Annotated in this window: 24 protein-coding genes; 13 read left to right on the plus strand and 11 right to left on the minus strand. The window is 70.3% G+C overall.

Features of this window, described 5'->3' with window-relative positions:
• Positions 1-8: 8 nt before the first annotated feature.
• Positions 9-611 (minus strand): hypothetical protein, encoded by a 603-nt coding sequence (locus ABD197_RS11605; protein WP_344054675.1) that lies wholly within the window; start codon positions 609-611, stop codon positions 9-11.
• Positions 601-1,002: a DoxX family protein gene (locus ABD197_RS11610; protein ID WP_344054677.1), complete on the minus strand. Its 402-nt coding sequence runs from the start codon at positions 1,000-1,002 to the stop codon at positions 601-603. Before ABD197_RS11610 ends, ABD197_RS11605 begins: the two co-directional genes overlap by 11 nt.
• A gap of 75 nt (positions 1,003-1,077) precedes the next feature.
• Between ABD197_RS11610 and ABD197_RS11615 the strand changes: the two genes are divergently transcribed.
• From ABD197_RS11615 to ABD197_RS11630, 4 genes are read left to right on the plus strand one after another with little or no spacing between them, the layout of a single operon-like run.
• Positions 1,078-2,157: a ThiF family adenylyltransferase gene (locus ABD197_RS11615; protein ID WP_344054679.1), complete on the plus strand. Its 1,080-nt coding sequence runs from the start codon at positions 1,078-1,080 to the stop codon at positions 2,155-2,157.
• Between the two features lie 19 nt (positions 2,158-2,176).
• Positions 2,177-3,367, plus strand: coding sequence for a molybdopterin molybdotransferase MoeA (locus ABD197_RS11620; RefSeq protein ID WP_344054681.1), 1,191 nt, complete (start codon positions 2,177-2,179; stop codon positions 3,365-3,367).
• On the plus strand, positions 3,364-4,347 hold the full coding sequence (gene moaCB, locus ABD197_RS11625; protein ID WP_344054683.1) for a bifunctional molybdenum cofactor biosynthesis protein MoaC/MoaB: 984 nt from the start codon (positions 3,364-3,366) through the stop codon (positions 4,345-4,347). Before ABD197_RS11620 ends, moaCB begins: the two co-directional genes overlap by 4 nt.
• A complete protein-coding gene (locus tag ABD197_RS11630) occupies positions 4,340-4,756 on the plus strand; it encodes a molybdenum cofactor biosynthesis protein MoaE (protein ID WP_344054685.1) in 417 nt (138 codons plus the stop codon). The genes moaCB and ABD197_RS11630 overlap by 8 nt, the downstream gene beginning before the upstream one ends.
• 93 nt (positions 4,757-4,849) lie before the next feature.
• Here the strand turns inward: ABD197_RS11630 and ABD197_RS11635 are convergent, their stop codons facing one another.
• Positions 4,850-5,095, minus strand: a complete 246-nt coding sequence (locus tag ABD197_RS11635) for a MoaD/ThiS family protein (protein WP_344054687.1) — start codon at positions 5,093-5,095, stop codon at positions 4,850-4,852.
• Positions 5,088-6,152: a GTP 3',8-cyclase MoaA gene (moaA, locus tag ABD197_RS11640; RefSeq protein ID WP_344054689.1), complete on the minus strand. Its 1,065-nt coding sequence runs from the start codon at positions 6,150-6,152 to the stop codon at positions 5,088-5,090. Before moaA ends, ABD197_RS11635 begins: the two co-directional genes overlap by 8 nt.
• An 83-nt stretch (positions 6,153-6,235) precedes the next feature.
• Between moaA and ABD197_RS11645 the strand changes: the two genes are divergently transcribed.
• From ABD197_RS11645 to ABD197_RS11665, 5 genes are all read left to right on the plus strand, one after another.
• On the plus strand, positions 6,236-6,826 hold the full coding sequence (locus tag ABD197_RS11645) for a molybdopterin-dependent oxidoreductase (protein WP_344054691.1): 591 nt from the start codon (positions 6,236-6,238) through the stop codon (positions 6,824-6,826).
• Positions 6,823-7,587 carry an FAD-binding oxidoreductase gene (locus ABD197_RS11650; protein ID WP_344054693.1) on the plus strand — a complete coding sequence of 255 codons (765 nt, stop codon included), beginning with the start codon at positions 6,823-6,825 and terminating at the stop codon, positions 7,585-7,587. The genes ABD197_RS11645 and ABD197_RS11650 overlap by 4 nt, the downstream gene beginning before the upstream one ends.
• Positions 7,587-7,847: a DUF6510 family protein gene (locus ABD197_RS11655; RefSeq protein ID WP_344054695.1), complete on the plus strand. Its 261-nt coding sequence runs from the start codon at positions 7,587-7,589 to the stop codon at positions 7,845-7,847. The genes ABD197_RS11650 and ABD197_RS11655 overlap by 1 nt, the downstream gene beginning before the upstream one ends.
• Positions 7,844-8,311, plus strand: a complete 468-nt coding sequence (locus ABD197_RS11660; protein WP_344054697.1) for a heme-degrading domain-containing protein — start codon at positions 7,844-7,846, stop codon at positions 8,309-8,311. Before ABD197_RS11655 ends, ABD197_RS11660 begins: the two co-directional genes overlap by 4 nt.
• 67 nt (positions 8,312-8,378) lie before the next feature.
• Positions 8,379-8,750 (plus strand): VOC family protein, encoded by a 372-nt coding sequence (locus ABD197_RS11665; protein ID WP_344054699.1) that lies wholly within the window; start codon positions 8,379-8,381, stop codon positions 8,748-8,750.
• A 3-nt stretch (positions 8,751-8,753) separates the two neighbouring features.
• Here ABD197_RS11665 and ABD197_RS11670 read toward each other — a convergent pair whose 3' ends face one another.
• Entirely contained in the window at positions 8,754-9,218 is a 465-nt protein-coding gene (locus tag ABD197_RS11670) for a DUF3817 domain-containing protein (RefSeq protein ID WP_344054701.1), read from the minus strand.
• Between the two features lie 46 nt (positions 9,219-9,264).
• On the opposite strand from ABD197_RS11670, the gene ABD197_RS11675 reads away from it, so the two are divergent.
• Positions 9,265-10,008, plus strand: coding sequence for an EI24 domain-containing protein (locus tag ABD197_RS11675; protein WP_344054703.1), 744 nt, complete (start codon positions 9,265-9,267; stop codon positions 10,006-10,008).
• 368 nt (positions 10,009-10,376) lie between these two features.
• Here the strand turns inward: ABD197_RS11675 and ABD197_RS11680 are convergent, their stop codons facing one another.
• Positions 10,377-12,929, minus strand: coding sequence for an ATP-dependent Clp protease ATP-binding subunit (locus ABD197_RS11680; protein ID WP_344054705.1), 2,553 nt, complete (start codon positions 12,927-12,929; stop codon positions 10,377-10,379).
• Positions 12,930-13,078: 149 nt separating this feature from the next.
• Between ABD197_RS11680 and ABD197_RS11685 the strand changes: the two genes are divergently transcribed.
• On the plus strand, positions 13,079-15,910 hold the full coding sequence (locus tag ABD197_RS11685) for an aminotransferase (protein ID WP_344054707.1): 2,832 nt from the start codon (positions 13,079-13,081) through the stop codon (positions 15,908-15,910).
• A 59-nt stretch (positions 15,911-15,969) separates the two neighbouring features.
• The gene (locus ABD197_RS11690; protein WP_344055850.1) at positions 15,970-16,326 is read left to right on the plus strand and encodes a UBP-type zinc finger domain-containing protein; all 357 of its coding nucleotides are present in this window, start codon (positions 15,970-15,972) and stop codon (positions 16,324-16,326) included.
• Between the two features lie 9 nt (positions 16,327-16,335).
• Here the strand turns inward: ABD197_RS11690 and ABD197_RS11695 are convergent, their stop codons facing one another.
• From ABD197_RS11695 to nrdH, 5 genes are all read right to left on the minus strand, one after another.
• Complete coding sequence (locus ABD197_RS11695) at positions 16,336-17,049, minus strand: hypothetical protein (protein WP_344054709.1); 714 nt, start codon at positions 17,047-17,049, stop codon at positions 16,336-16,338.
• Between the two features lie 148 nt (positions 17,050-17,197).
• Entirely contained in the window at positions 17,198-18,172 is a 975-nt protein-coding gene (gene nrdF, locus ABD197_RS11700; RefSeq protein WP_344054711.1) for a class 1b ribonucleoside-diphosphate reductase subunit beta, read from the minus strand.
• A gap of 35 nt (positions 18,173-18,207) precedes the next feature.
• On the minus strand, positions 18,208-20,364 hold the full coding sequence (gene nrdE / locus ABD197_RS11705) for a class 1b ribonucleoside-diphosphate reductase subunit alpha (RefSeq protein ID WP_344054714.1): 2,157 nt from the start codon (positions 20,362-20,364) through the stop codon (positions 18,208-18,210).
• Entirely contained in the window at positions 20,346-20,780 is a 435-nt protein-coding gene (nrdI, locus tag ABD197_RS11710; protein ID WP_344054716.1) for a class Ib ribonucleoside-diphosphate reductase assembly flavoprotein NrdI, read from the minus strand. Before nrdI ends, nrdE begins: the two co-directional genes overlap by 19 nt.
• Positions 20,781-20,784: 4 nt before the next feature.
• Positions 20,785-21,018 carry a glutaredoxin-like protein NrdH gene (nrdH, locus tag ABD197_RS11715; protein WP_344054718.1) on the minus strand — a complete coding sequence of 78 codons (234 nt, stop codon included), beginning with the start codon at positions 21,016-21,018 and terminating at the stop codon, positions 20,785-20,787.
• Positions 21,019-21,378: 360 nt separating this feature from the next.
• Here nrdH and ABD197_RS11720 point away from each other — a divergent pair, with 360 nt between their 5' ends.
• Positions 21,379-22,584 carry an MFS transporter gene (locus ABD197_RS11720; protein WP_344054720.1) on the plus strand — a complete coding sequence of 402 codons (1,206 nt, stop codon included), beginning with the start codon at positions 21,379-21,381 and terminating at the stop codon, positions 22,582-22,584.

The following is a 22,584-nucleotide window of genomic DNA, read 5'->3' on the forward strand; positions in this document are numbered from 1 at the left end:
TCTGCCGCTCATCGGCCCGCATCCGGCGCGACGTGCGACAGCGCGCGTCCCCACACCGCCGACAAGGGCAGCGGAGCTGCCTGCGCGACGAGCTCGACCTGTGCTGAGGCGAGGCGCTCGGCGTACCATGACGCCGATTCCGCGGCGGAGTCGTCGTTGATGATCAGCGCCTCCGCGGTGATGCGCCCGATGAGCTCGCCCAGGTCGTCGCGGTCCAAGGGCTGCTCGGGGGTCGCGACGGCGACGAGTGCCAGTCGGTCGACCTCCTCGCCCAGGAGAGCGGCTGCCCGCACGGCGACGTCCATCGCCGGGCCGTACACGACGACGCCGGCGGACTGGGCGGCAGTCGGTTCCATCGCCGCGAGCGTCTGCCGGGTGAGGGCGACGAGCCAGTCGGCGGTCTGCTCTGCGGGGGTCTCGCCGCCGTACCCGCCCGGATCGAGCATCGTCGCCTCGCCGAGGGCGACCGCGAGGACCGTGACCTTCCGCGCCGCGGTCTCGGCGGGAAGCGGATCCATCGCGACGCCGACGCCCGTACCGATCAGCACCACGAGACGCTCCGAACCGGGGTAGCCGAAGATCCGGTGGGTGAGTCGGGATTCAGCGGCCACGGGTACTCCAGATCGCCCAGGCGATGAGGACCGGCTGCAGCAACAGCCGGACGAAGCGGGCGCGGTCGGTGCGCAGGCCCGGTGCGGAGCGCCCGGTCTGCCATTGGTGGACATTGCCCGGGAACACGGCGACGAAGAACGCCGCGACCAGCACGCCGATCGTGCGGCGCTCCCGCGGCAGGGCGACGAGCGCGCCCGCGAGCACGAGTTCGACGGCTCCGGAGGCGACGACGATCGCGTCCTTGTCCATCGAGGTCGCACGCACCGCCCAGTCGGGCACGACGATCCGATACCCGCGACGCCCCCAGGTCAGGTGCGAGGCCCCCGCGGCGGCGAGGAGACCCGCGAGCGCGAACCGTGCGGCGCGCGCGAGGCGGGAGGTCGCGGTCATCCCTCGACGCTACCCGACGGATCACCGCGGTCGGCGCGCGCGCCCCTCCGCCGCGGGAGGTGCGAGAATCGCCGGATGGCCACCTCCCCCGACCCGCGCGCGGCCCGCTTCGCCCGTCAGCGGATCCTGCCCGGGTTCGGCGAGGCCGCACAGGCGCGGCTCGCAGCGGCCCGGGTCGTGGTGATCGGCGCCGGAGGTCTCGGCAGCGCCGTTCTCCCGGTGATCGCCGCCGCCGGCGTCGGGACGATCACCGTGATCGACGACGATCTGGTCGACGAGACGAACCTGCACCGCCAGCTGCTGCACACCCCCGCCGACCTCGGCCGCCCGAAGGCCGACTCCGCCGCGGACACCCTCCGCGCGCTGTCCCCCGACACGACGGTTCTCCCCCGTCGCGACCTGTTCACCGCCGCCATGGCCGCGGCGCTGCTCGAAGACGCGGACCTTCTGATCGACGGATCGGACACGGTCCAGACCCGCTTCGCCGCGAACGACGCCGCGATCGCCGCCGGCATTCCGCTCGTGTGGGGTTCCGCGCTGCGCTGGTCGGGCCAGGTCGGTGTCGCGTGGGGCGGCACGGATTACCGCGACCTCTTCCCGGACGGCCCCGATGCGGAGGCCGACACGTGCGAGACCGCCGGCATCCTGCCCTCCGTCTGCACCGTGACCGGGGGACTCATGGCGACGGAGGCGCTCAAGCTCCTCACGGGCCTCGGCGACCCGCTGATCGGCCGGGTCCTCCTCTTCGACGGCCTGACGGGCACGACGCAGGAACTGGCGTACCAGCGTGATCCGGCGCGGGATGCCGATCCCCCCGCGCCGGCGACGGGTGCGGCATCCGATTCGGCGGTCACTGCGCGTGAGCTCACCGCTTTGCTCGCGAGCGACGCTCCCGTGCTGCTGGATGTCCGGGAGCCGCACGAATTCGCCCTCGCCGCCCTGCCGGGAGCCGTGCTGATCCCCCTCGGCGAGTTGGAGGACCGGCTCGGTGAGCTCGACCGCGAGGAGGCGATCGTCGTCTACTGCCACCTCGGGGTCCGCTCCGCACGCGCGCTCGACCGCCTGCGGGCGGCCGGCTTCACCCGCGCCCGGCATCTCGCCGGGGGCATCGACGCGTGGTCGCGCACGGTGGACCCCACCCTCCCCCGGTACTGAATCGTCCGAGAGGAACGTCATGAATCGCATTCCCGTCGAGGAATACGCCCGCATCATCCGCGACCTGCTCGCCTCGCTCGGCGAACGTCCCGCCGAGCTCTCCCCGATCGCGATGGCCGCCGGCCGGGTGACGGCGGAGGAGGTGCGCAGCCCGATCGATCTGCCGACCTTCCGCAACTCGCAGATGGACGGGTTCGCCGTGCGGGCCGCCGATGTGTCGGACGCGCCCGTCACACTGCCGCTGGTCGGCGAGATCGCCGCCGGCGCGATCGACCCGGAGCCTCTGCGGCCGGGGACCGCCGTCGCGATCATGACCGGCGCTCCGGTCCCGTCGGGTGCGGACGCGGTCGTCCCTGTGGAGGACACGCGGCGCGTCGGCGGCGGCATCGAGATCCAGCGCGGTCGCGCCGTCGGCGAGTTCGTCCGGGAGGCCGGGTCCGACCTGCCCCGCGGCGCGGCGCTGCTTCCAGCCGGGCGACGCCTCGCCCCGCGCCACCTGGCCGCGCTCGCGGCGGCGAACCTCAGCGAAGTGGCCGTGCGCTCGCGCGTGCGCGTCGCAGTGATCAGCACCGGCGACGAGCTCGTCGCCCCCGGGAACCCCCTCGGCAGCGGCCGGTTGCCCGACGCGAACGGGATCGCCCTCGCGAGCGCTGCGGCCGACCTGGGCGCGGAGGTGGTCGCGCTCGAACTCGTCGGCGACGAGCCCGGCCGCCTTGCGCGCGTGCTCGATCAGGCGGTCGCGCGCGGCGCCGAGTTCGTCGTCACGAGCGGCGGCATCTCGATGGGCACCCACGAGCCGGTCCGGCAGCTGCTGGAGCCCCTCGGCGCGACCGTCGGGACGGTGGACATGCAGCCCGGCGGGCCGCAGGCGCACGGGCGCTATCGGGACGTGCCGGTCGTGTGCTTCCCCGGCAACCCCGTGAGCAGCCAGCTGAGCTTCGCCCTCTTCCTCGCGCCGCTCCTGCGGGAGATCGCGGGGATGCCGCCCGCAGTCCGCGCTGCGCGGCCGCTCGCCGCCGCGCTCACGTCCACTCCGGGTCGTCGGCAGTTCCTCCGCGGACGGCTCACCGCGGACGGCGCCGTGCAGACCGTCGCCGGGCCGGGCTCCCATCTGGTCGCGGCGCTCGCCGCCGCGGACGTGCTGATCGACGTGCCGGCCGACGTCGCCGCGCTCCCGACCGGCGCGAGCGTGGCTACCGTGGAGCTATGAGTTCCCTCACCCACCTCGACGAGGACGGCCGCGCCCGCATGATCGACGTCGGCGCGAAAGCGGTCACGCGCAGAGTCGCCCGCGCGGCAGGCCGGCTGCGCACGACCGCAGAGGTCATCGCGCTCATCCGCGCCGACGACCTGCCGAAGGCGGACGTGCTGGCCACGGCCCGGATCGCGGGGATCGCGGGTGCGAAGCGCACCAGCGAGCTGATCCCGCTCGCCCACCTCCTGCCGCTGGACTCCGTGAACATCGACTTCACCTTCGAGGACGCGTCCGTCCTGATCGAGGCGACCGTGTCGGTCACCGCGCGCACCGGGGTGGAGATGGAGGCCCTCACCGCGGTCGCGATCGCGGGCCTCACCCTCCACGACATGGTCAAGGCGGTGGACCCGCGGGCCGTGCTCGGCGAGATCCGACTCGTGAGCAAGTCGGGCGGCAAGAACGGGCAGTGGACGCGCGACGCCGATTCGTCGACGGATGCCGAGGAGCGGCATCCGATCGGCACCGGCCGCACGGCCGCGGTGCTCGTCTCCTCCACCGGCGCTGCGGCCGGAGCACGCACCGACACGACCGGACCGCTCATCACAGGCTGGCTGCGCGAGCGCGGGTTCGACGCGGGCGAGCCCGTCGTCGTGGCGGACGCCGATGTCGCACGCGGACTCCGCGGACTCGTGGATGCCGCGCCCGACCTCGTGCTCGTGACGGGCGGCACGGGCCTGCACCCCCAGGATCGCACCCCCGAGGCGACGCGCGCCCTGCTCGATCTCGAGCTGCCCGGCATCGCGGAGGCGATCCGCGCCGCGGGGCGCGACAAGGTCCCGACCGCAGCGCTCAGCCGGGCGACGGCGGGGCTGTCCGGGCGCACGCTCATCGTCGATCTGCCGGGGTCCTCGGGCGGTGTCCGTGACGGGCTGTCCGTGCTCGAGCCGCTCCTGGCGCACGTGTTCGACCAGATCGCCGGGGGCGGACATGAGTGAGCGTTTCCTCGCCGCGATCACGGCGAACCCGATCGACCGCGCGGCCGCCGAGGCGTTCGTCTCGACACCCCAGGACGGAGCGCTCGTGGTCTTCGAAGGGGTCGTGCGCGATCACGACAACGGCGCCGCGGTGAACGCGCTCGACTACGAGGCGCACCCGCAGGCGGAGGAGTTCCTCGCGGAGGTGTGCCGGGAGATCGCGCAGGAGTCAGGGCTGCGCGTCGCCGCGATCCACCGGGTCGGGGCCCTCACGATCGGCGACGTCGCGCTGGTCGCTGCCGTCGCCTCCCCGCACCGCGCGGACGCGTTCGCCGTGTGCGCCCGGCTCGTGGATCTGATCAAAGAGCGCACGCCGATCTGGAAGCGCCAGCACCTCGCCGAGGGCACGACCGAGTGGGTGGGTCTGTAGCAACCCCCTGACGCTGAAACGCCATCTGCACGTCGAGACTGTGGGCTCCACCCGTGGTTTCGACGCGCAGATGTCGTTTCAGCGAAACGGAGATCAGCCGCCGGAGAAGCGCGGCAGGACGTCAGCCGTGCCGCCGAGCGCGCGGTCGGGGTCGCGGCCGACCACCCCGTCCACGAGGATCGACCCGGTGCGCAGCACGCGCTCCATCGGCTCGCCGTAGCGCTCCTGCAACGCCGCGCGCAGGGCACCCACCGTGGCACCGTCGACCTGGAGGCTCTCTTCGCGTCGGCCGGCGGCATCCGCGGCGGCCGCGAAGTACCGCACGTGCACGTCAGCCACCGATCGCGCCCATCGACCGCTCGGGTGGGACGAAGCCGGGGTCGGCGATGCCGTGCCCGGCCTGCTTGCCCCACATCGCCGCGCGCCAGCGGTCCGCGATCTCGGCGTCACCGGCTCCGCTGCGCAGCAGCGCCCGCAGATCGGTCTCGTCGTCGCCGAACAGGCACGAGCGCACCGTGCCCTCCGCCGTGATGCGCGTGCGATCGCAGGCCCCGCAGAAGGAGCGCGTGACCGACGCGATGATGCCGACGGTCGCCGGCCCACCGTCGACCGTCCACTCCTCCGCCGGTGCGGAGGGGTCCTCACGTCCGGCCTCGACGAGCGTGAACCGCCGCGAGAGGACCTCGACCAGCTCCGCGGCGGGAACCATGTTCGCCCGGCGCCACGCGGCGTCGGCATCCAGCGGCATCTGCTCGATGAAGCGCAGCCGCAGGCCGCGCTCGATCGCCCAGCCGAGCAGGTCGGGGGCGTCCTCGAGAGTCTCGCGCATGAGCACCGCGTTGAGCTTGATCGGTCCCATGCCCGCGCGGACGGCGCCGTCGATGCCGGCGAAGACCGCGGGCAGTCGGTCGCGGCGGGTGAGTCTGGCGAAGTGCTCGCGATCGATCGTGTCGATCGAGATGTTCACGCGGCCGAGCCCGGCCGCCACGAGCGCCGGAGCGACCTTGTCGAGGCCGATGCCGTTCGTGGTCATCGACATCGGCATGCCGGGCGCGGCCGCCGAGGACAGCGCCACGATCTGCACGAGATCCGCACGCGTGAGCGGCTCGCCGCCCGTGAAGCGCACCTCTCGGATGCCGAGCTCCCGCCCCGCGAGGCCGACGAGTCGCGCGATCTCGGCCGCGGTCAGCAGATCGGCCTTCGGGATGCTCGGCAGCCCTTCGGCCGGCATGCAGTAGGTGCACCTCAGGGAGCACTTCTCGGTGACCGAGATGCGGAGGTCGTGCGCGACGCGTCCGAACGTGTCGACGAGCGCCGACGTAGCGGGTCGACCCGTGGTGTCGGGAGCGCCCGCGGGGTCGTGGTGGATCCGCGGCATCCCCAGAAGCGTCGACATGAGTTCAGCCTATGCGTCCCCGCCCGGGCCTCGGCCTGGCTAGGGTGATCGACAGCGGAACGTCTCCGGCGGGAAGGGGCATCATGTCGTTCATCACTCGAGGCTTCACCGGCAGGCGCGGCGAGCGCGACCCGCGGCTTCCTCCCGGTCAGACCCTCGTCTCCGACTGGCCCGTCCTCTCCGCAGGCCCCACCCCGGAGATCGACACGGCGGAGTGGGAGTTCTCGGTGCGCACCGAGAACGGTACGCAGCGCTGGAACTGGGAAGAGCTGCGGGCACTGGGCCTGGAGGACATCACGACCGATATCCACTGCGTGACGCACTGGACCAAGCTCGAGATGCCGTGGCGGGGCGTGCCGCTGGACCGCATCTGGGAGCACGTCGAGACCGACCACGAGTACGTGATGGCGCATTCGTACGGCGGATACACGACGAACGTGCCGCTGGAGGATCTGCTGGACGGCAAGAGCTGGATCGCGTTCGAAGCGGACGGTGAGCCCCTCGATCCCGAGCACGGTGGGCCGGCACGCCTGCTGGTACCGCATTTGTACTTCTGGAAGAGCGCGAAGTGGGTGCGAGGTCTGGTGACCATGCCCACCGACGATCCCGGATTCTGGGAGCAGAACGGCTACCACCTGCACGGCGATCCGTGGCAGGAGGAGCGGTACTGGTGAGTGCCCCCGCGTCGATTCCGGCGACGGCGCCACGCGCCGCCTGGCACGTCGCGACGGTGGCGTCGACGCGTCCCGAGACCGCGACCGCACGGCGCATCGAGCTCGATGTCCCCACCTGGCCCGGCAACGACGCGGGCGCGCACCTCGACGTGCGCCTGACCGCGCCGGACGGCTATCAGGCGACCAGGTCGTATTCGATCGCCTCGGCCGGCTCGGAGACCCGTGTGGTGCTGGCGGTCGACGAAGTGCCCACCGGGGAGGTCTCGCCGTTCCTCGTGCACGATCTGCAGGTGGGCGACCAGGTCGAGCTGCACGGCCCGCTGGGTGCGTTCTTCGTCTGGAGGCCTCCGGTCGGCGCCGAGCCGCAGCGACCGGTTCAGCTCATCGCAGGCGGCTCCGGAGTCGTGCCTCTCTATGCGATGGCGTCGGCGCACGACGCAGCGGGGGACGCCACCGAATTCCGGATGCTGTACTCGGTGCGCACGCCCGACGACGTGTTCTTCCGTCCCGAGCTGACGGCGCTCCGGGCGGCCGGGCTCGCGCTGGATTTCGTCTACACCCGCCGTGTGCCGTCCGGCTGGCCCGCACCGGCCGGTCGGGTCACGAAGGACCTGCTCGAGGCGGTCACCGTGCCGGCGGCATCCGCCCCACGGATCTTCGTCTGCGGACCGACGCCGTTCGTCGAGACTGTGGCCGATTGGCTGCTCGAGCTCGGGCACCGGCCCGGGGATGTGCGCACCGAGCGATTCGGAGGATCGTGATGACCAGACTGGACGGCAATGTGCTGGCGGGCCGGCTCGTGGACGCGCTCGGGTGGGACGCCACCGCCGCGGACGCACGCTGCGCCGGCTGCGGTTCGCACGGAGCCCTCGCGGGCGCCGTGGTCTACGTGTCGGCGATGGGTTCCGTCGTGCGCTGCCCGCACTGCGACGCGATCCTCGCGACGTTCGTCGAGAGCGACACGGGGCGGATGTGGTTCGGGATGCCGGGCATCAGCGCGTTGGAGGTGACCAGACCATGACCGCACTGCCGGTGTTCACGGTGGCCGATCTGGAGGCGGTGCCCCGCTTCGAGCCGGAGCGCTTCGACAACGACGACGCCGTCGCGCTGGGGCTGCTCGGGGTGGAGGTGATCCGCCACCACCGGGCGAACCTCGCGGTGCGGATCGTGCTGCGCGGAGATGTCGTGTTCGTCGCGAAACTCGGCACGACCGGCCCGGGCAATGATCCGTGGCTGGCGGGCAAGGCCGCCGTGGCCGAGCGCTTCGGCGAGCCGTCGCTGCTCGTGCGGCGCCGGCACGAGGAGGCAGGGACGCCGTTCGCGGACCGGACCGACATCGACCACGACGTGTTCCGCGCACACGGCGGATCGGTGCCGATCTTCGTCGACGGTGAGGTGGTCGGCACGATCACGATGTCCGGCGAGCCGGACGTCGTCGATCACGCGCTCGTCGCGGAGACGATCCGCCGGTATCGCTCCGTATGAGGCCGTGTCGGCGCCCCGCCGTAGCCTCTGACCTGGCGCGACGGCGCTCCCGACGGAAGGCGGCAGCATGGACTGGCGGATCGAGCTCATCTTGGTCCCGGTGACCGATGTCGATAGGGCGAAGGAGTTCTACGAACGGATCGGCTTCCACGCCGACCACGACCAGGTGCCCTTCGAGGGGCTGCGATTCGTGCAGATGACGCCGCCGGGGTCGGCCTGTTCGATCGCGTTCGGCGACGGGCTCGGGATCCGGCTCGAACCGGGGCAGCAGAACACGATTCAGGTCGTCGTGCCGGACGCCGATGAGGCGCTCGCGCATCTGCGCTCCGTGGGTGTGGACGCTTCCGACGTCGATCCGCAGTCCTGGGGGCGGTTCGTGACGTTCGCCGACCCCGACGGCAACACGTGGACACTCCAGGAGCTGCCGGCGCGCACGTGAGCGCTACTCGCGGCCGCCGGGCGGACCGAGGATCAGCAGCACCGTGAAGAGCACGACGACGGCCGCGGCGATCAGCACCGCCAAAACCCACGGGCGGCGCAGCAGTGCACGCATGAGCCGGTCGTGCCAGCGCGTGTCGCGCGGGTCATCGGTCTCCTCGAGTCGCCAGTCACCCTGCAGCCGGCCGGTGCGGTGCAACCAGAGTTCGGTGGGGATCGTGGCGTACGGGATCACCGCGCTCGCGATCGCGACGATCGTCGGCCACGCGCCCCAGCGCTGATTCTTCGCGACCAGGACGGCCGTCGCTCCGTAGGACAGGAAGACGAACCCGTGGATGCCGCCGCCGATCGTCACCGCGAGGGCGACATCGCCCACGGCGCGCAGGATCAGCCCCGCGATCAGCAGAGTCCACGAGATCGCCTCGGCGATCGCGAGGACGCGGAAGAGGTTCAGCGGGGTCCGGAACACGGTGCTCCTCGTTCGGGTGGCGAGGCTTCCAGCCTAGGCTGAGCCGGTGCGTGAGTTTTTCGCGGGCATGGCCCTGCTCGGTCGCGGGTTCGCCTTCTGGCGCCGCCGGCCCGGGATGATGGCACTCGGCCTCGTGCCGGCCGCGATCGTCGGCATCCTTCTCCTCGCGGGCGTCGTCGCGCTCGCCGCGACGCTCCCGGGGATCACGGTCGCGATCACTCCGTTCGCCGATGGCTGGCCGGGACTGTGGGCGACCGTCGTGCGCGCCGCGATCGGCACGGCGATGATCGGCGCCGCGCTCGTACTCGTGGCGATCTCGTTCACCGCCCTGACCCTCGTCGTGGGCGACCCGTTCTACGAGCGCATCTGGCGAGCGGTCGAGCGCGACCTGGGGCCCGACGACATCGACCGCGGCACCGGATTCTGGCGTTCGGTCGCGGACGCGCTGTGGCTGTTCGTCCGCGGCATGGCGGTCGCGCTGCTCGCCGCCCTCATCGGACTGATCCCCGCGGTGGGTGGCGTGCTCGCCACCGTCACCGGCGTCGCCCTCACCGGGTGGCTGATCGCCGACGAGCTGTCCTCGCGCGCCCTCGAAGCCCGCGGCCTCGACCGCGCTGCCCGGAGCGCCCTGCTCCGCGGCCGACGCGCCCGGGTGCTGGGCTTCGGCGTCGCGACGCAGCTGTGCTTCCTGATCCCGCTCGGCGCCGTGGCGACGATGCCCGCCGCCGTGGCCGGAGCGACCGTGCTCGCCCGCTCGCTGCGCGAGCCCGCCCCCGCACCCAGACCCTGAGGCCAGGCGCCCCGACTCCTGGCACGTGGCAGGGCTCGCGGCACGTGGCAGGAGACGTGCCGCGACATCGTGCACGTGCCGGGAGCGGCGCGCCCTCCGCCGAAGGGGCCGGACCGGCCGCGCGCCGCGCTCGGTGGACGGCATCCGTCGCTCGACCGTTGCTCGCGCGGCCGATATCGCCCACCGAGTGAACGGGTCTGACGCTCGGTGGACACGATCCGTCGCCCAGTCCTGCCGGTGCCGACGGATGCCGCCCACCGAGCCCTGCGACGACACGCTCATGCGGGTTCGGGGCGCGAAAACGACCTGTGGGGCGCGAGAATCGCGCCCCACAGGTCGTTCTGCGCCCCGAACCCGGGCAGCCGGGGTCAGGCCGCCGTCGCGAGGACACCCGCCGAGCGCACGGCGAGCGCATCGTCGACCGCATCGACCGTCACGGCCCCGCCGTCGGTCAGCGAACCGCTCACGAACAGGTCGGCGATCCGGTCGTCGAGCTCGCGCTGGATCAGCCGGCGCAGCGGCCGCGCGCCGTACTCGGGCTCGTACCCGTGCTCGGCCAGCCAGTCCACGGCGGCATCCGTCACCTCGATCGAGACCTCGCGGGCGTTCAGGCGCCGCGTCGTCGCGCCCAGCATGAGCCGGACGATCTCGCGCAGCTGCGTCTTCTCGAGCTTGCGGAAGAGCACGATCTCGTCGATCCGGTTCAGGAACTCGGGCCGCATCGCTTCGCGGAGCCGACCCATCACGCGGACGCGCAGGTCGTCCTCACTGCCGAACCCGGTCGCTCCCCCGCCGTCGGCGATGAAGCCGATCGCGCCGGAGCGCGACGCGAGGAACTCGCTGCCGATGTTGGAGGTCATCACGATCACGGTGTTGCGGAAGTCCACCGTCCGGCCCTGGCCATCGGTCAGGCGCCCGTCGTCGAGCACCTGCAGCAGCAGGTTGAACACGTCGGGGTGCGCCTTCTCGATCTCGTCGAACAGGACGATCGAGTAGGGGTTTCGCCGCACGCGCTCGGTCAGCTGCCCGGCCTCGTCGTAGCCGACGTATCCGGGAGGGGCACCGACCAGACGAGAGACGGTGTGCCGCTCGCCGTACTCGCTCATGTCGAACCGGATCACGGCGGTCTCATCGTCGAACAGGTCCGCCGCGAGGGCCTTCGCGAGCTCGGTCTTGCCGACACCCGTCGGGCCGAGGAACAGGAACGAGCCGACGGGACGGCGCGCGTCTCCCATGCCGGTGCGATTGCGCCGCACGGCCTTGGCGACGGCGGTCACGGCCGCGTCCTGCCCGATCACGCGCGCGTGGAGGTCGTCCTCGAGCGTCGCCAGGCGCTCGCGCTCCGTCTCGGTCAGCCGCGCCGCCGGGATGCCGGTCGCCCGGCTGATGACCGCCGCGATCTCGGGCTCCCCGACGACGGCGTCCGCGGACGGGCGGGCGGTGGCCTCCTGCAGACGCGCCTGGACCTCGGTGATCTGGTCGCGGATCCGCGAGGCTTCCTCGTACTTCTCCGCGCTCACCGCCGCGTTCTTGTCGGCCTCGAGCTCGGCCAGCCGCGCCACGAGCGCCTGGGTGTCGACCTGCACACCGAGCCGCAGGCGCAGTCGCGCGCCGGCCTGGTCGATCAGGTCGATCGCCTTGTCGGGCAGCACACGCTCGGTGAGGTAGCGGTCGCTGAGCTCGACCGCGGCGCGCAGCGCGTCGTCGGTGAAGCGCACGCCGTGGTGCTCCTCATAGGCGGGTCGCAGGCCGCGCAGGATCAGCACGGCGTCCTCGAGGCTCGGCTCGCCGACGCGCACCGGCTGGAAGCGGCGCTCCAGCGCGGGATCCTTCTCGATCACGCGGTACTCCTTGAGCGTCGTAGCGCCCACGAGGTGCAGGTCGCCTCGGGCGAGGCGGGGCTTGAGGATGTTCCCCGCATCCATCGCCCCCTCGCCGCCACCTCCGGCGCCGGCGACGGTGTGCACCTCGTCGATGAAGAGGATGATCTCGCCGGATCGCGTGGCGACCTCGTCCATCGTCTTGGTGAGGCGCTCTTCGAAGTCGCCGCGGTAGCGCGTGCCCGCGAGCATCGCCGGCAGATCCAGTGCGATCACGCGCTTGTCCCGTAGCTGCTCAGGCACGGCGCCGGCGACGATCGCCTGCGCGAGCCCCTCGACGATCGCGGTCTTGCCGACACCGGCCTCGCCGACGAGGACAGGGTTGTTCTTCGTGCGGCGGCTGAGGATCTCGATCGTCTGCTCGATCTCGTCCTCGCGTCCGATCACCGGGTCCATCCCACCCTCACGAGCGCGGGATGTGAGGTCGGTGCCGAAGCGATCCAGCATGGGCGTGTCGGATGCCGGATCCTCCGCCTCCGGTGCGGATGAGGGGGCGGCACCCGGGGTGACGGTCTCGCGGGCACCCTGCAGCAGTGCGTCCGCGGTGACGCCGGCGTGCGCGAGGATCTGCCCGGCGGGGGTGTCCTGCCCGAGGACGAGCGCGAAGAAGAGGTGCTCGGGGTCGAGGTAGGTCGATCCGGAGGACCGCGCAACCTGGAAGGCGTGGAACAGCGCCCGCTGCACCGATGGGGTCACGACGGCCCCGTCGACGTCGGCGGGGTCGGAGGCCTGCGGCAGCCGCTGTTCGACCGCACGGACGATCGCCGCGGGGTCAGCGCCGATGCGCTGGACGGCGTCCTTCGCGGGGGACTCGTCGACGAGGATGCGCAGCACGTGGAGGGCGTCGAGTTCGCGCTGCCCGCGGGCGAGGGCGAAGGCTCCCGCCTGCTGCAGGAGCTCCTGCGTCCGGGCGCTGAGGAACCGCGTCAGGTCGATCGACCGGGACGCGCGGGCGCGCTCACCGTCGAGGTAGCGCGACAGGAACTCGTCGAACGCGCTCGCGCCGTTCTCGGCATCCTGCGGGGTGAAGTCTTCGGGCATTTCTCTCCCTGGTGAAACATGAGTCGTTACGTATCAACTCTAGGTAGTTGAGTGAACTCGTATCAAGTTGAACGCCTCGGCGCACGGCGTATTCCCGGCTGCGGCGGGAACGGTAGCCTCGTCGCATCCCGACCGACGGAGAGCACCGCATGACCGACACCTCGGACGCCCTCGTCCAGCCCGCACCGCCCGAGATCGACGAGGAAACCGCCGCGGTCCTCGCGCGCGATCTGTGGGGCGTGCGCGGCGCGGCGCGGGCGCTCGGCAGTCATCAGGACCGCAACTTCCTGATCACCCCGGCGGACGCCGCGCCGCGGGTGCTGCTGAAGATCGCGAACCCGAGTGTCACGGCGGCCGAGCTCGAAGCCCAGTCCGCCGCGGCGGACGCAATCGTGCGAGCAGGCGTGCGCGCGCCGCGCGCGGTGCGGTTCGCCGACGGATCCACGGTCCGCCCCGTCGTGGTGGAGGGTGTCACGATGCAGGCTCGCCTCCTGGAGTTCCTCGAGGGTGAGACGCTGTCCGGCTACCTCTCCCCCGCCGCCGTGCGCGAGATCGGGACACTGGCGGCCGCGGTCGACGTCGCGCTGGGAGACCTGGTGGCCCCCGCCGCTGAGCGGACGCACCAGTGGGATCTGCGCGAAGCGCCGGGCGTCCTCGCCGAGCTTCGCGAATACGTCACGGACGCCGACCTGCGCGAGAGCCTGTCCCGAGCCGCCGACGCGGCATGGAAGGTGGTGGCCGGGCTCGCCGACCGCCTCCCCTCGCAGTTCATCCACGGCGACCTGACCGACGACAACGTCGTCGCCGGCGATCCGGTCACGCGCGTCCCCGACGGCGTGATCGACCTCGGCGACCTGAACCGCACGTGGACGGTCGGCGAGCTCGCGATCACTGTGTCCTCGCTCCTCCACCACGACGGCATGGATCTCGCCCGGGCCACTCGCGCGATCGCCGCCTATCACGCCGTCCGCCCGCTCAGCCCCGCTGAAGCGGACGCCCTCTGGCCGCTCGTCGTCGTCCGCGGCGCCGTCCTGGTGGCCAGCGCCCACCACGTGATCGCGACGGATCCGACGAACGAGTACGCGGCCGAGAACCTGCTGCACGAGCGTGAGATCCTGCGCCAGGCGACCTCCGTGCCGCCCGAGGTGGCGACAGCACTCGTGCGTGCCGCGACCGGACATGAGACGGTGACTCTCGACCTTCCCGCGTCGTCCCCGCTGCTCTCGGGCTCCCCGTCCGTCTCGATCGTCGACCTGTCACCGACCAGTCCCCTGCTCGACGAGGGCCGCTGGCTGAGCGATTCGGCCGAGGACGAGCTCTTCGCCGCCGGCCCGAGCGCCGCACGGTTCGGCGAGGCGCGCCTGACCCGCTCGCGTCCGGGCGCTCCGTCCGAGCCCGCGACCGTTGCGCTCGGTGTCGAGCTGCAGCTCCCGGACGCGACGCAGCTCACCGCCCCGTGGCCGGGAACCGTCCATCCGACCGATCACGGCCTCGAGCTGCGCACCGACACCCACGCAGTGACGATCGACGGATGCCGCGCGATCACTCCCGCGGACACCGAGGTCGCGGCAGGTCAGGCGATCGGCGAGACCGCGGGCCGGATCTGGATCCAGGTGACCCGCGCCGGGGTCTCCGCGCCGCGCTTCGCCCCGGCATCCCTCGTCCCCGCCTGGCGCACGGTCGTCGCGGACCCGTCCGCGCTCATTCCCGGTCTGACTCCGGCCCCCGTGAGCGCCGACGATCTCCTCGCCCGACGCGAGGCATCATTCGCCGACGTGCAGGAACACTACTTCGCCGATCCGCCGGTCATGGTGCGCGGATGGCGCGAGCACCTCATCGACACCGACGGCCGGGTCTACCTCGACACGCTCAACAACGTCACCTCGGTCGGGCACGCCCATCCGCGACTCGTGGAGGCGGTCGCGGCGCAGTGGCGCCTGCTCAACACGAACTCCCGGTTCCACTACCCGGCGGTCGTGGAGTTCTCCGAGCGCCTCGCCGCCCTCGCGCCCGATCCGCTGGACACCGTCTTCCTCGTCAACAGCGGATCGGAGGCGGTCGATCTCGCGTTGCGACTCGGGCAGGCGTGGTCGGGGCGCCGTGACGTGCTGGCCGTGCGCGAGGCGTACCACGGCTGGACCTATCTGACGGATGCCGTCTCGACCTCGATCGCGGACAACCCGGCTGCCCTGCAGACGCGCCCCGACTGGGTGCACACGGTTCCCGCTCCGACCGGCGACGGCGCGTACACCGCCGATGCCGTGGCGCGTGTGGAGGAGCTCGCTGCCGAAGGCACCCCTGTCGGCGCCTTCGTCGCTGAGACGGTGTTCGGCAACGCCGGCGGCGTGATGCTGCCCGACGGCTACCTGGACGCCGTCTACCGCGCGGTGCGCGCGCACGGTGGGCTCGCGATCGCCGACGAGGTGCAGGTCGGATACGGGCGGCTCGGCGAATGGTTCTGGGGCTTCGAGCAGCAGGGTGTCGTCCCCGACGTGATCGCTGTCGCGAAGGCGATGGGCAGCGGGCATCCTCTCGGCGCGGTGATCACCACGCGCGAGATCGCCGAGCGCTACCGCACGGGCGGCTACTTCTTCTCTTCCGCCGGCGGCAGTCCGGTCTCGAGCATCGTCGGACTCACGGTGCTCGACATCATCCGGGACGAGGAGCTGCAGCGGAACGCGCGCGAGGTCGGCGGCTACCTGAAGGAGCGCCTGCAGGAGCTCGGGCGGCGGCATCCGATTCTGGCGGCCGTGCACGGTTCCGGCTTCTATCTCGGCCCGGAGTTCCGGCGGGCATCCGGCGAGCCCGCGACCGCGGAGACCGCCGCGATCTGCGCACGGCTGCGCGAGCTCGGCGTGATCGCCCAGCCGACGGGTGATCATCAGAACATCCTGAAGATCAAGCCGCCGATGGTGTTCACCCGCGACAGCGCCGACGAGCTCGTGGCCGCGCTGGATCGGGTGCTGACGACCGGTTGGTGACGGCAGCCGGCCGCCGATAGCATCGCCCACACGACCACCAGGGAGATCCCGTGACCGATCTGTCGTCCTTCATCGACACCTCCGTCCCACCGAGCGGCACCGGCTGCCTCGAGTGCGAGCAGACCGGCAGCTGGTGGGTGCACCTGCGGCGATGCGCGCGGTGCGGGCACATCGGATGCTGCGACGATTCGCTCGGCACCCACGCCACGAAGCACTACCGCGCGACCGGCCACCGGATCATGCGCAGTTTCGAGCCGGGCGAGGACTGGTTCTGGGACTACGAGACGGACGACTGGGCCTCGGGTCCGCGGCTGGCCCCGCCGGAGAGCCACCCGGTGAGCCAGACGGTTCCCGGTCCGGCGGAGCGGGTGCCGGCGGACTGGCAGCAGATCCTGGCGGCCCACCGCGGCGAATGATCCGGCGGCTCAGCCGTTCGAATCGGTCGTGGGCGTCGGCTGAGGCACCTGAGCGGCCGGGCCGGACGGCGTCCACGCGCCGGCGGCGCACTCGTAGAACGTGACGGTCGCGGTGTCGATGTAGACGTCGCCGTCGCTCTGACACGTCTCGTCCGTCGGAGCGCCGACGCCCAGCAGCACCTGCGTGCCCGGAGCCCCCGGCGCACCCGTCTCGCCGGTCGCGCCGGTCTCGCCCGTCGCGCCGGTCTCGCCGGTGAGATTCTCCGCGGCGGACGTGCGGATGTTGCCGACCTTCACCCAGTCGCCGTCGCGGAAGAGATACACATCCGCGGTGGAGAGGTCGATGTACACCTCCCCCTCGTACCCCTTCCCGGATGCCGGCACCCCGGCACCCGCGCGGACCGCCGACCCGGCGGGCAGGATCTCCTTCAGTGCCTCCTCGTAGGCCCCGGTGTCGGGCGGCGTCGGTGACGCAGTCGGCTCGGCGGTCGCGACGGGCGCGGATTCGGCATCCCCACCCGAGCGCGCCAGCGTGGCGCCCAGGAACGACGCGACGAAGGAGAGCACGACGATCGCGACCCCGATCACGATGAGCGATGTGCGGGTCACGCCGGCGGGTGCTGTCGCGGTCGGCGCCGTCGGGGTTCGCGACGGCGACGCGGGCGCCACGTACGGCGGCTTCGTGATCGGCGGGGTGCCGGGGCCGTTCTTGTCGTCGGTCATCGCCGTCGTCGTCCTTCCGTGGTGATCGCACGTCGGTGCCCGCGAGAGTACGGCATCCGGCGACGACGCGGCCATTCTATGGACGGCGACACGACGGCGCCCTCACACGGATCGGGTGATCCGTGCGAGGGCGCCGTCGTACAGGCTTTTAGAAGTCCCAGTCCTCATCTTCGGTGGCCTCGGCCTTGCCGATGACGTACGACGAACCGGAGCCGCTGAAGAAGTCATGGTTCTCGTCGGCGTTCGGCGAGAGCGCCGAGAGGATCGCCGGGTTCACATTCGTCACGGTCGCCGGGAACATCGCTTCGTAGCCGAGGTTCATCAGGGCCTTGTTCGCGTTGTAGTGCAGGAACTTCTTGACGTCCTCGGTCAGGCCGACGCCGTCGTAGAGGTCCTGCGTGTACTGGATCTCGTTGTCGTAGAGCTCGTACAGGAGCGAGAACGTGTAGTCCTTGAGGTCGTCGCGCTCGGCCTGACCGACCCGCTCGAGACCCTTCTGGAACTTGTATCCGATGTAGTAGCCGTGCACGGCCTCGTCGCGGATGATCAGGCGGATGAGATCGGCGGTGTTGGTGAGCTTCGCCCGCGACGACCAGTGCATCGGCAGGTAGAAGCCCGAGTAGAACAGGAAGCTCTCCAGCAGGGTGGAGGCCACCTTGCGCTTGAGCGGGCTGTCGCCGCGGTAGTAGTCCATGACGATCTGCGCCTTCTTCTGCAGATTCGGGTTCTCCACCGACCAGCGGAATGCCTCGTCGATCTCCTTCGTCGAGCACAGCGTCGAGAAGATCGACGAATAGCTCTTCGCGTGCACGGACTCCATGAACGCGATGTTCGTGTAGACCGACTCCTCGTGCGGGGTGATCGCGTCCGGGATGAGCGAGACCGCGCCCACTGTGCCCTGGATCGTGTCGAGCAGGGTGAGGCCGGTGAACACGCGCATCGTGAGCAGCTGCTCGTCGGGGGTCAGCGTGTTCCACGACTGGATGTCATTGGACAGCGGCACCTTCTCGGGCAGCCAGAAGTTGTTCACGAGGCGGTTCCACACCTCGAGGTCCTTCTCGTCCTCGATGCGGTTCCAGTTGATGGCCTGCACCTGGTTCAGGAGCTGGAGCTTCTCGCTCATCTCTTCGTCTTTCTCGCAGTATTCGGGTCAGCGGGTCACAGCGTGCAGGAGACGCACTCGCTCATGTCGGTGCCCTCCAGCGCCATCTGACGGAGGCGGATGTAGTAGATCGTCTTGATGCCCTTGCGCCACGCGTAGATCTGGGCCTTGTTGATGTCGCGCGTGGTGGCGGTGTCCTTGAAGAACAGCGTGAGCGACAGTCCCTGGTCGACGTGCTGCGTCGCCGCGGCGTACGTGTCGATGACCTTCTCGTAGCCGATCTCGTACGCATCCTGGTAGTACTCCAGGTTGTCGTTCGTCATGAACGCCGCCGGGTAGTAGACGCGACCGAGCTTGCCTTCCTTGCGGATCTCGATCTTCGCCGCGATCGGGTGGATCGAACTCGTGGAGTTGTTGATGTACGAGATCGAGCCGGTCGGCGGGACGGCCTGCAGGTTCTGGTTGTAGATGCCGTGCGCCTGGATCGACGCCTTCAGCGCTCGCCAGTCGTCCTGCGTGGGGATGTGGTGACCGGCGAACATGTCCTTGACCTTGTCGGTCGCGGGCACCCACTCCTGCTCGATGTACTTGTCGAAGAACTCCCCCGACGCGTACGTCGAGTCGGCGAACCCGTCGAAGGCCTCGCCGCGCTCGATCGCGATCTTGTTCGACGCCGTGAGCGCGTGGAAGAGCACCGAGTAGAAGTAGATGTTCGTGAAATCGACACCCTCTTCCGAGCCGTAGTAGACGTGCTCGCGCGCGAGATAGCCGTGCAGGTTCATCTGGCCGAGACCGATCGCGTGCGATCGGTCGTTGCCGCTCTCGATCGAGCGCACCGAGGCGATGTGGCTCTGGTCGCTCACGGCGGTGAGGGCACGGATGCTGGTGTCCACCGTCCGGGCGAGATCACCGCCGTCCATCGCCAGGGCGATGTTGAGCGAACCCAGGTTGCAAGAGATGTCCTTGCCGACCTCCTGGTACGAGAGGTCCTCGTTGTACGTGGTCGGAGTGTTGACCTGCAGGATCTCCGAGCACAGGTTGGACATGTTGATCCGGCCCTTGATCGGGTTGGCCTTGTTCACCGTGTCCTCGAACATGATGTACGGGTAGCCCGACTCGAACTGGATCTCGGCGAGGGTCTGGAAGAACTCGCGTGCGTTGATCTTGGTCTTCTTGATGCGCGCGTCGTCGACCATCTCGCGGTACTTCTCGGTGACCGAGATGTCGCCGAACGGCACGCCGTAGACGCGCTCGACGTCGTACGGCGAGAAGAGGTACATGTCCTCGCCGTTCTTGGCGAGCTCGAACGTGATGTCGGGCACGACGACGCCCAGCGACAGGGTCTTGATGCGGATCTTCTCGTCGGCGTTCTCGCGCTTGGTGTCCAGGAACCGCAGGATGTCGGGGTGGTGGGCGCTGAGGTACACCGCGCCGGCGCCCTGGCGGGCACCCAGCTGATTGGCGTAGCTGAAGCTGTCTTCGAGGAGCTTCATCACGGGGATGATGCCGGAGGACTGGTTCTCGATCTGCTTGATCGGCGCACCCGACTCGCGGATGTTCGACAGGAGCAGCGCGACGCCGCCGCCGCGCTTGGACAGCTGCAGCGAGGAGTTGATGCCCCGCGAGATCGACTCCATGTTGTCTTCGATGCGCAGCAGGAAGCACGAGACGAGTTCGCCGCGCTGCGCCTTGCCCGCGTTGAGGAATGTCGGTGTGGCCGGCTGGAAGCGCCCGGAGAGGATCTCGTCGACGAGGTTCGTCGCGAGCTTCTCATCGCCGTCGGCGAGCGCGAGGGCGGTCATCACGACACGGTCCTCGAAGCGCTCGAGGTAGCGCTTGCCGTCGAAGGTCTTCAGCGTGTAGCTCGTGTAGTACTTGAACGCACCGAGGAACGTTTCGAAGCGGAACTTCTTGCCGTAGGCGAAGTCGTTCAGCTGCTGGATGAACTCGAACGGGTACTTCGCGAGCACGGTCGGCTCGTAGTACTCCTTCTCGACCAGGTAGTCCAGCCGCTCCTTGAGCGAGTGGAAGAACACCGTGTTCTGGTTCACGTGCTGGAGGAAGTACTCGCGTGCGGCGCGCTTGTCGGCGTCGAACTGGATGTTCCCGTTCTCGTCGTACAGATTCAGCATCGCGTTGAGCGCGTGATAATCCATGCCGTCGAAGCGAGCCTCCGTCTTGAAGGTTCCCTCGGTCACTGCAGATGCCACCATCGATCCAATCCGTCGCTCACGCGATCCACGTCTTCGGGTGTGCCGAACAATTCGAGCCGGTACAAGTGGGGCACATCGCACTTGCGGCTGATGATGTCGCCGGCGAGACAGAAGGACTCGCCGAAATTCGTGTTCCCCGCGGAGATGACTCCGCGGAGGTGTCGCCTGTTGCGCTCGTCGTTGAGGAAACGGACGACCTGCTTGGGCACCGCCCCTTTCTCCTCGCCGCGACCCTGGCCACCCCCGTACGTGGGGGTGACCAGAACGAACGGCTCGTCGATCACGAGCGGCGGTTCGTTCGGGTGCAGCGGGATCCGGGATGCCGGCAGGCCGAGCTTCTGGATAAAGCGGGCGGTGTTGCCGGAGGTGCTGGAGAAGAAGACGAGCAGCGGCGCGCTCGTCGCGACCGCGCTCATCGGATCAGGCCAGGCGCGAGGCGAGCTCGTCGATCTTGTCGGGCCGGAAGCCCGACCAGTGGTCCTCATCGGTGATGACGACCGGCGCCTGCAGGTAGCCGAGGGCCTTGACCTGCTCGAGCGCCGCGGGGTCCTGCGAGAGGTCGAGGACGTCGTATTCGATGCCCTTCGAGTCGAGCGCACGGTAGGTCGCCGTGCACTGCACGCAGGAGGGCTTGGTGTAGACGGTGATCGACATGTGTGATCCGTTCTCCCTCAAAATTCAGTGTCTGATCCGGCAGGCCGCCACCGGGAGTCCAATACTACATATGGGTACGGACATTGGATAGCACCACAAGGGGTAGTAGTTACATCCGTGTAGTTTTGCACCGCTCTCCACATGTACAACACAGGTTCTCCACCGTTTCATCCACAGGCGACGACGTTCGCGCGAACCTGGAAAAAGCCTGAATCACGCCGCTTTCGCGACCCTGCGGAGCCTCTGTCCACAGTCCGCACGGTACGCCGGGCCCCCGACATCGGATCCGCCTGTGGAATGCGCGCTTGGGCGTGTCGCGGCGTGTCGCACGGCATCCCTCACCGCGAGTAGCGTGGAGCGGTGGCGGGCTACCGGGATCTTCTGCGCACACCGGGGGTGGCGCGCATCATGGCGGCGCAGCTGACGGCGCGCTTCCCCAACGGCATGACGAGCCTGGCGGTGCTGCTGCACATCGAGCACGTCACCGGCTCGTACGGCGCGGCCGGTCTCGTCCTGGGCGCCACCTCGGTCGGCCAGGCGATCGCCGGTCCGGTCACGAGCCGCTGGATGGGCGTGTGGGGAATGCGCCGTGTCCTGACGACGACCCTCGTGATCTGCGCGATCGCGATCACCGCGATCGCGCTCCTCGAGACCATCGTCCCCGTGTACATGGTGCTCGGCCTCATCGCGGGCCTGTCCACGCCGCCCGTGCAGTCGGCGGTCCGCACGATCTACCCGAAGATGGTCAACTCGCGCCAGCTGACCCCACTGTTCTCGTTCGACGCCTCGCTCCAGGAGGTCATCTGGATCGTCGCCCCCGTCGTGATCACCGTCGTCGCCACCCAGGTCGGCACGGTGCAGGCGCTCCTGCTCATCGTCGTGATCCTCGCCAGCGGCGGCGCGTGGTTCATCCTCTCCCCCGAAGTCGGACGCGTGCGCATCCCCCGCAGCCGTCGGAGCCTCGGCAAAGTCCTCGCCAAGCCCCAGGTGCTGCTGGCCACGATCGTCGGCTTCCTGCTGATCGGCGCCTGCTCCGCGGTCGAGGCCGGCGTCGTCGCGACCTTCGACCACGGCGGTCTCGAGGCGGGTCTCGTGCTGGCGGTCTTCTCCGTCGGGAGCCTGGCGGGCGGGCTTTCGTTCGGCCACATCCCGATCGGCCGGTGGGCGATGGCCCGGCGCCTCGGGATCGTCGCGGTGGGCCTGTGCCTGACGATGCTCTCGCTCAACATCTTCTGGATCGGCGGCACCCTGTTCCTGGCGGGCATCGGCATCGCCCCGGCGCTCGCGGTCCTGTTCGCGATGACGAGCGCGAGCGTCAAGTTCAGCGAGACCGCCGAGGCCTACGGCTGGATCGGCACCGGCCAGCTGATCGGCGCCGCCGCCGGCTCGGCGATCGCGGGCTTCCTGATCGACGGCGTCGGTCCGCAGGGCGCGTACGCGGCGGCCGCGGGGTTCGCGGTCGTCGGCACGATCGTCTCGGTCGCGTGCGTGCGGGCCTTCCCCGATCTGCGCCACCGCGACCCCAGTCCGATCCCCGACACCGAGCCGGTCGGCACGATCACGTGA

This window comes from Microbacterium lacus, from assembly GCF_039531105.1.
Classification (GTDB): Bacteria; Actinomycetota; Actinomycetes; order Actinomycetales; family Microbacteriaceae; genus Microbacterium; species Microbacterium lacus.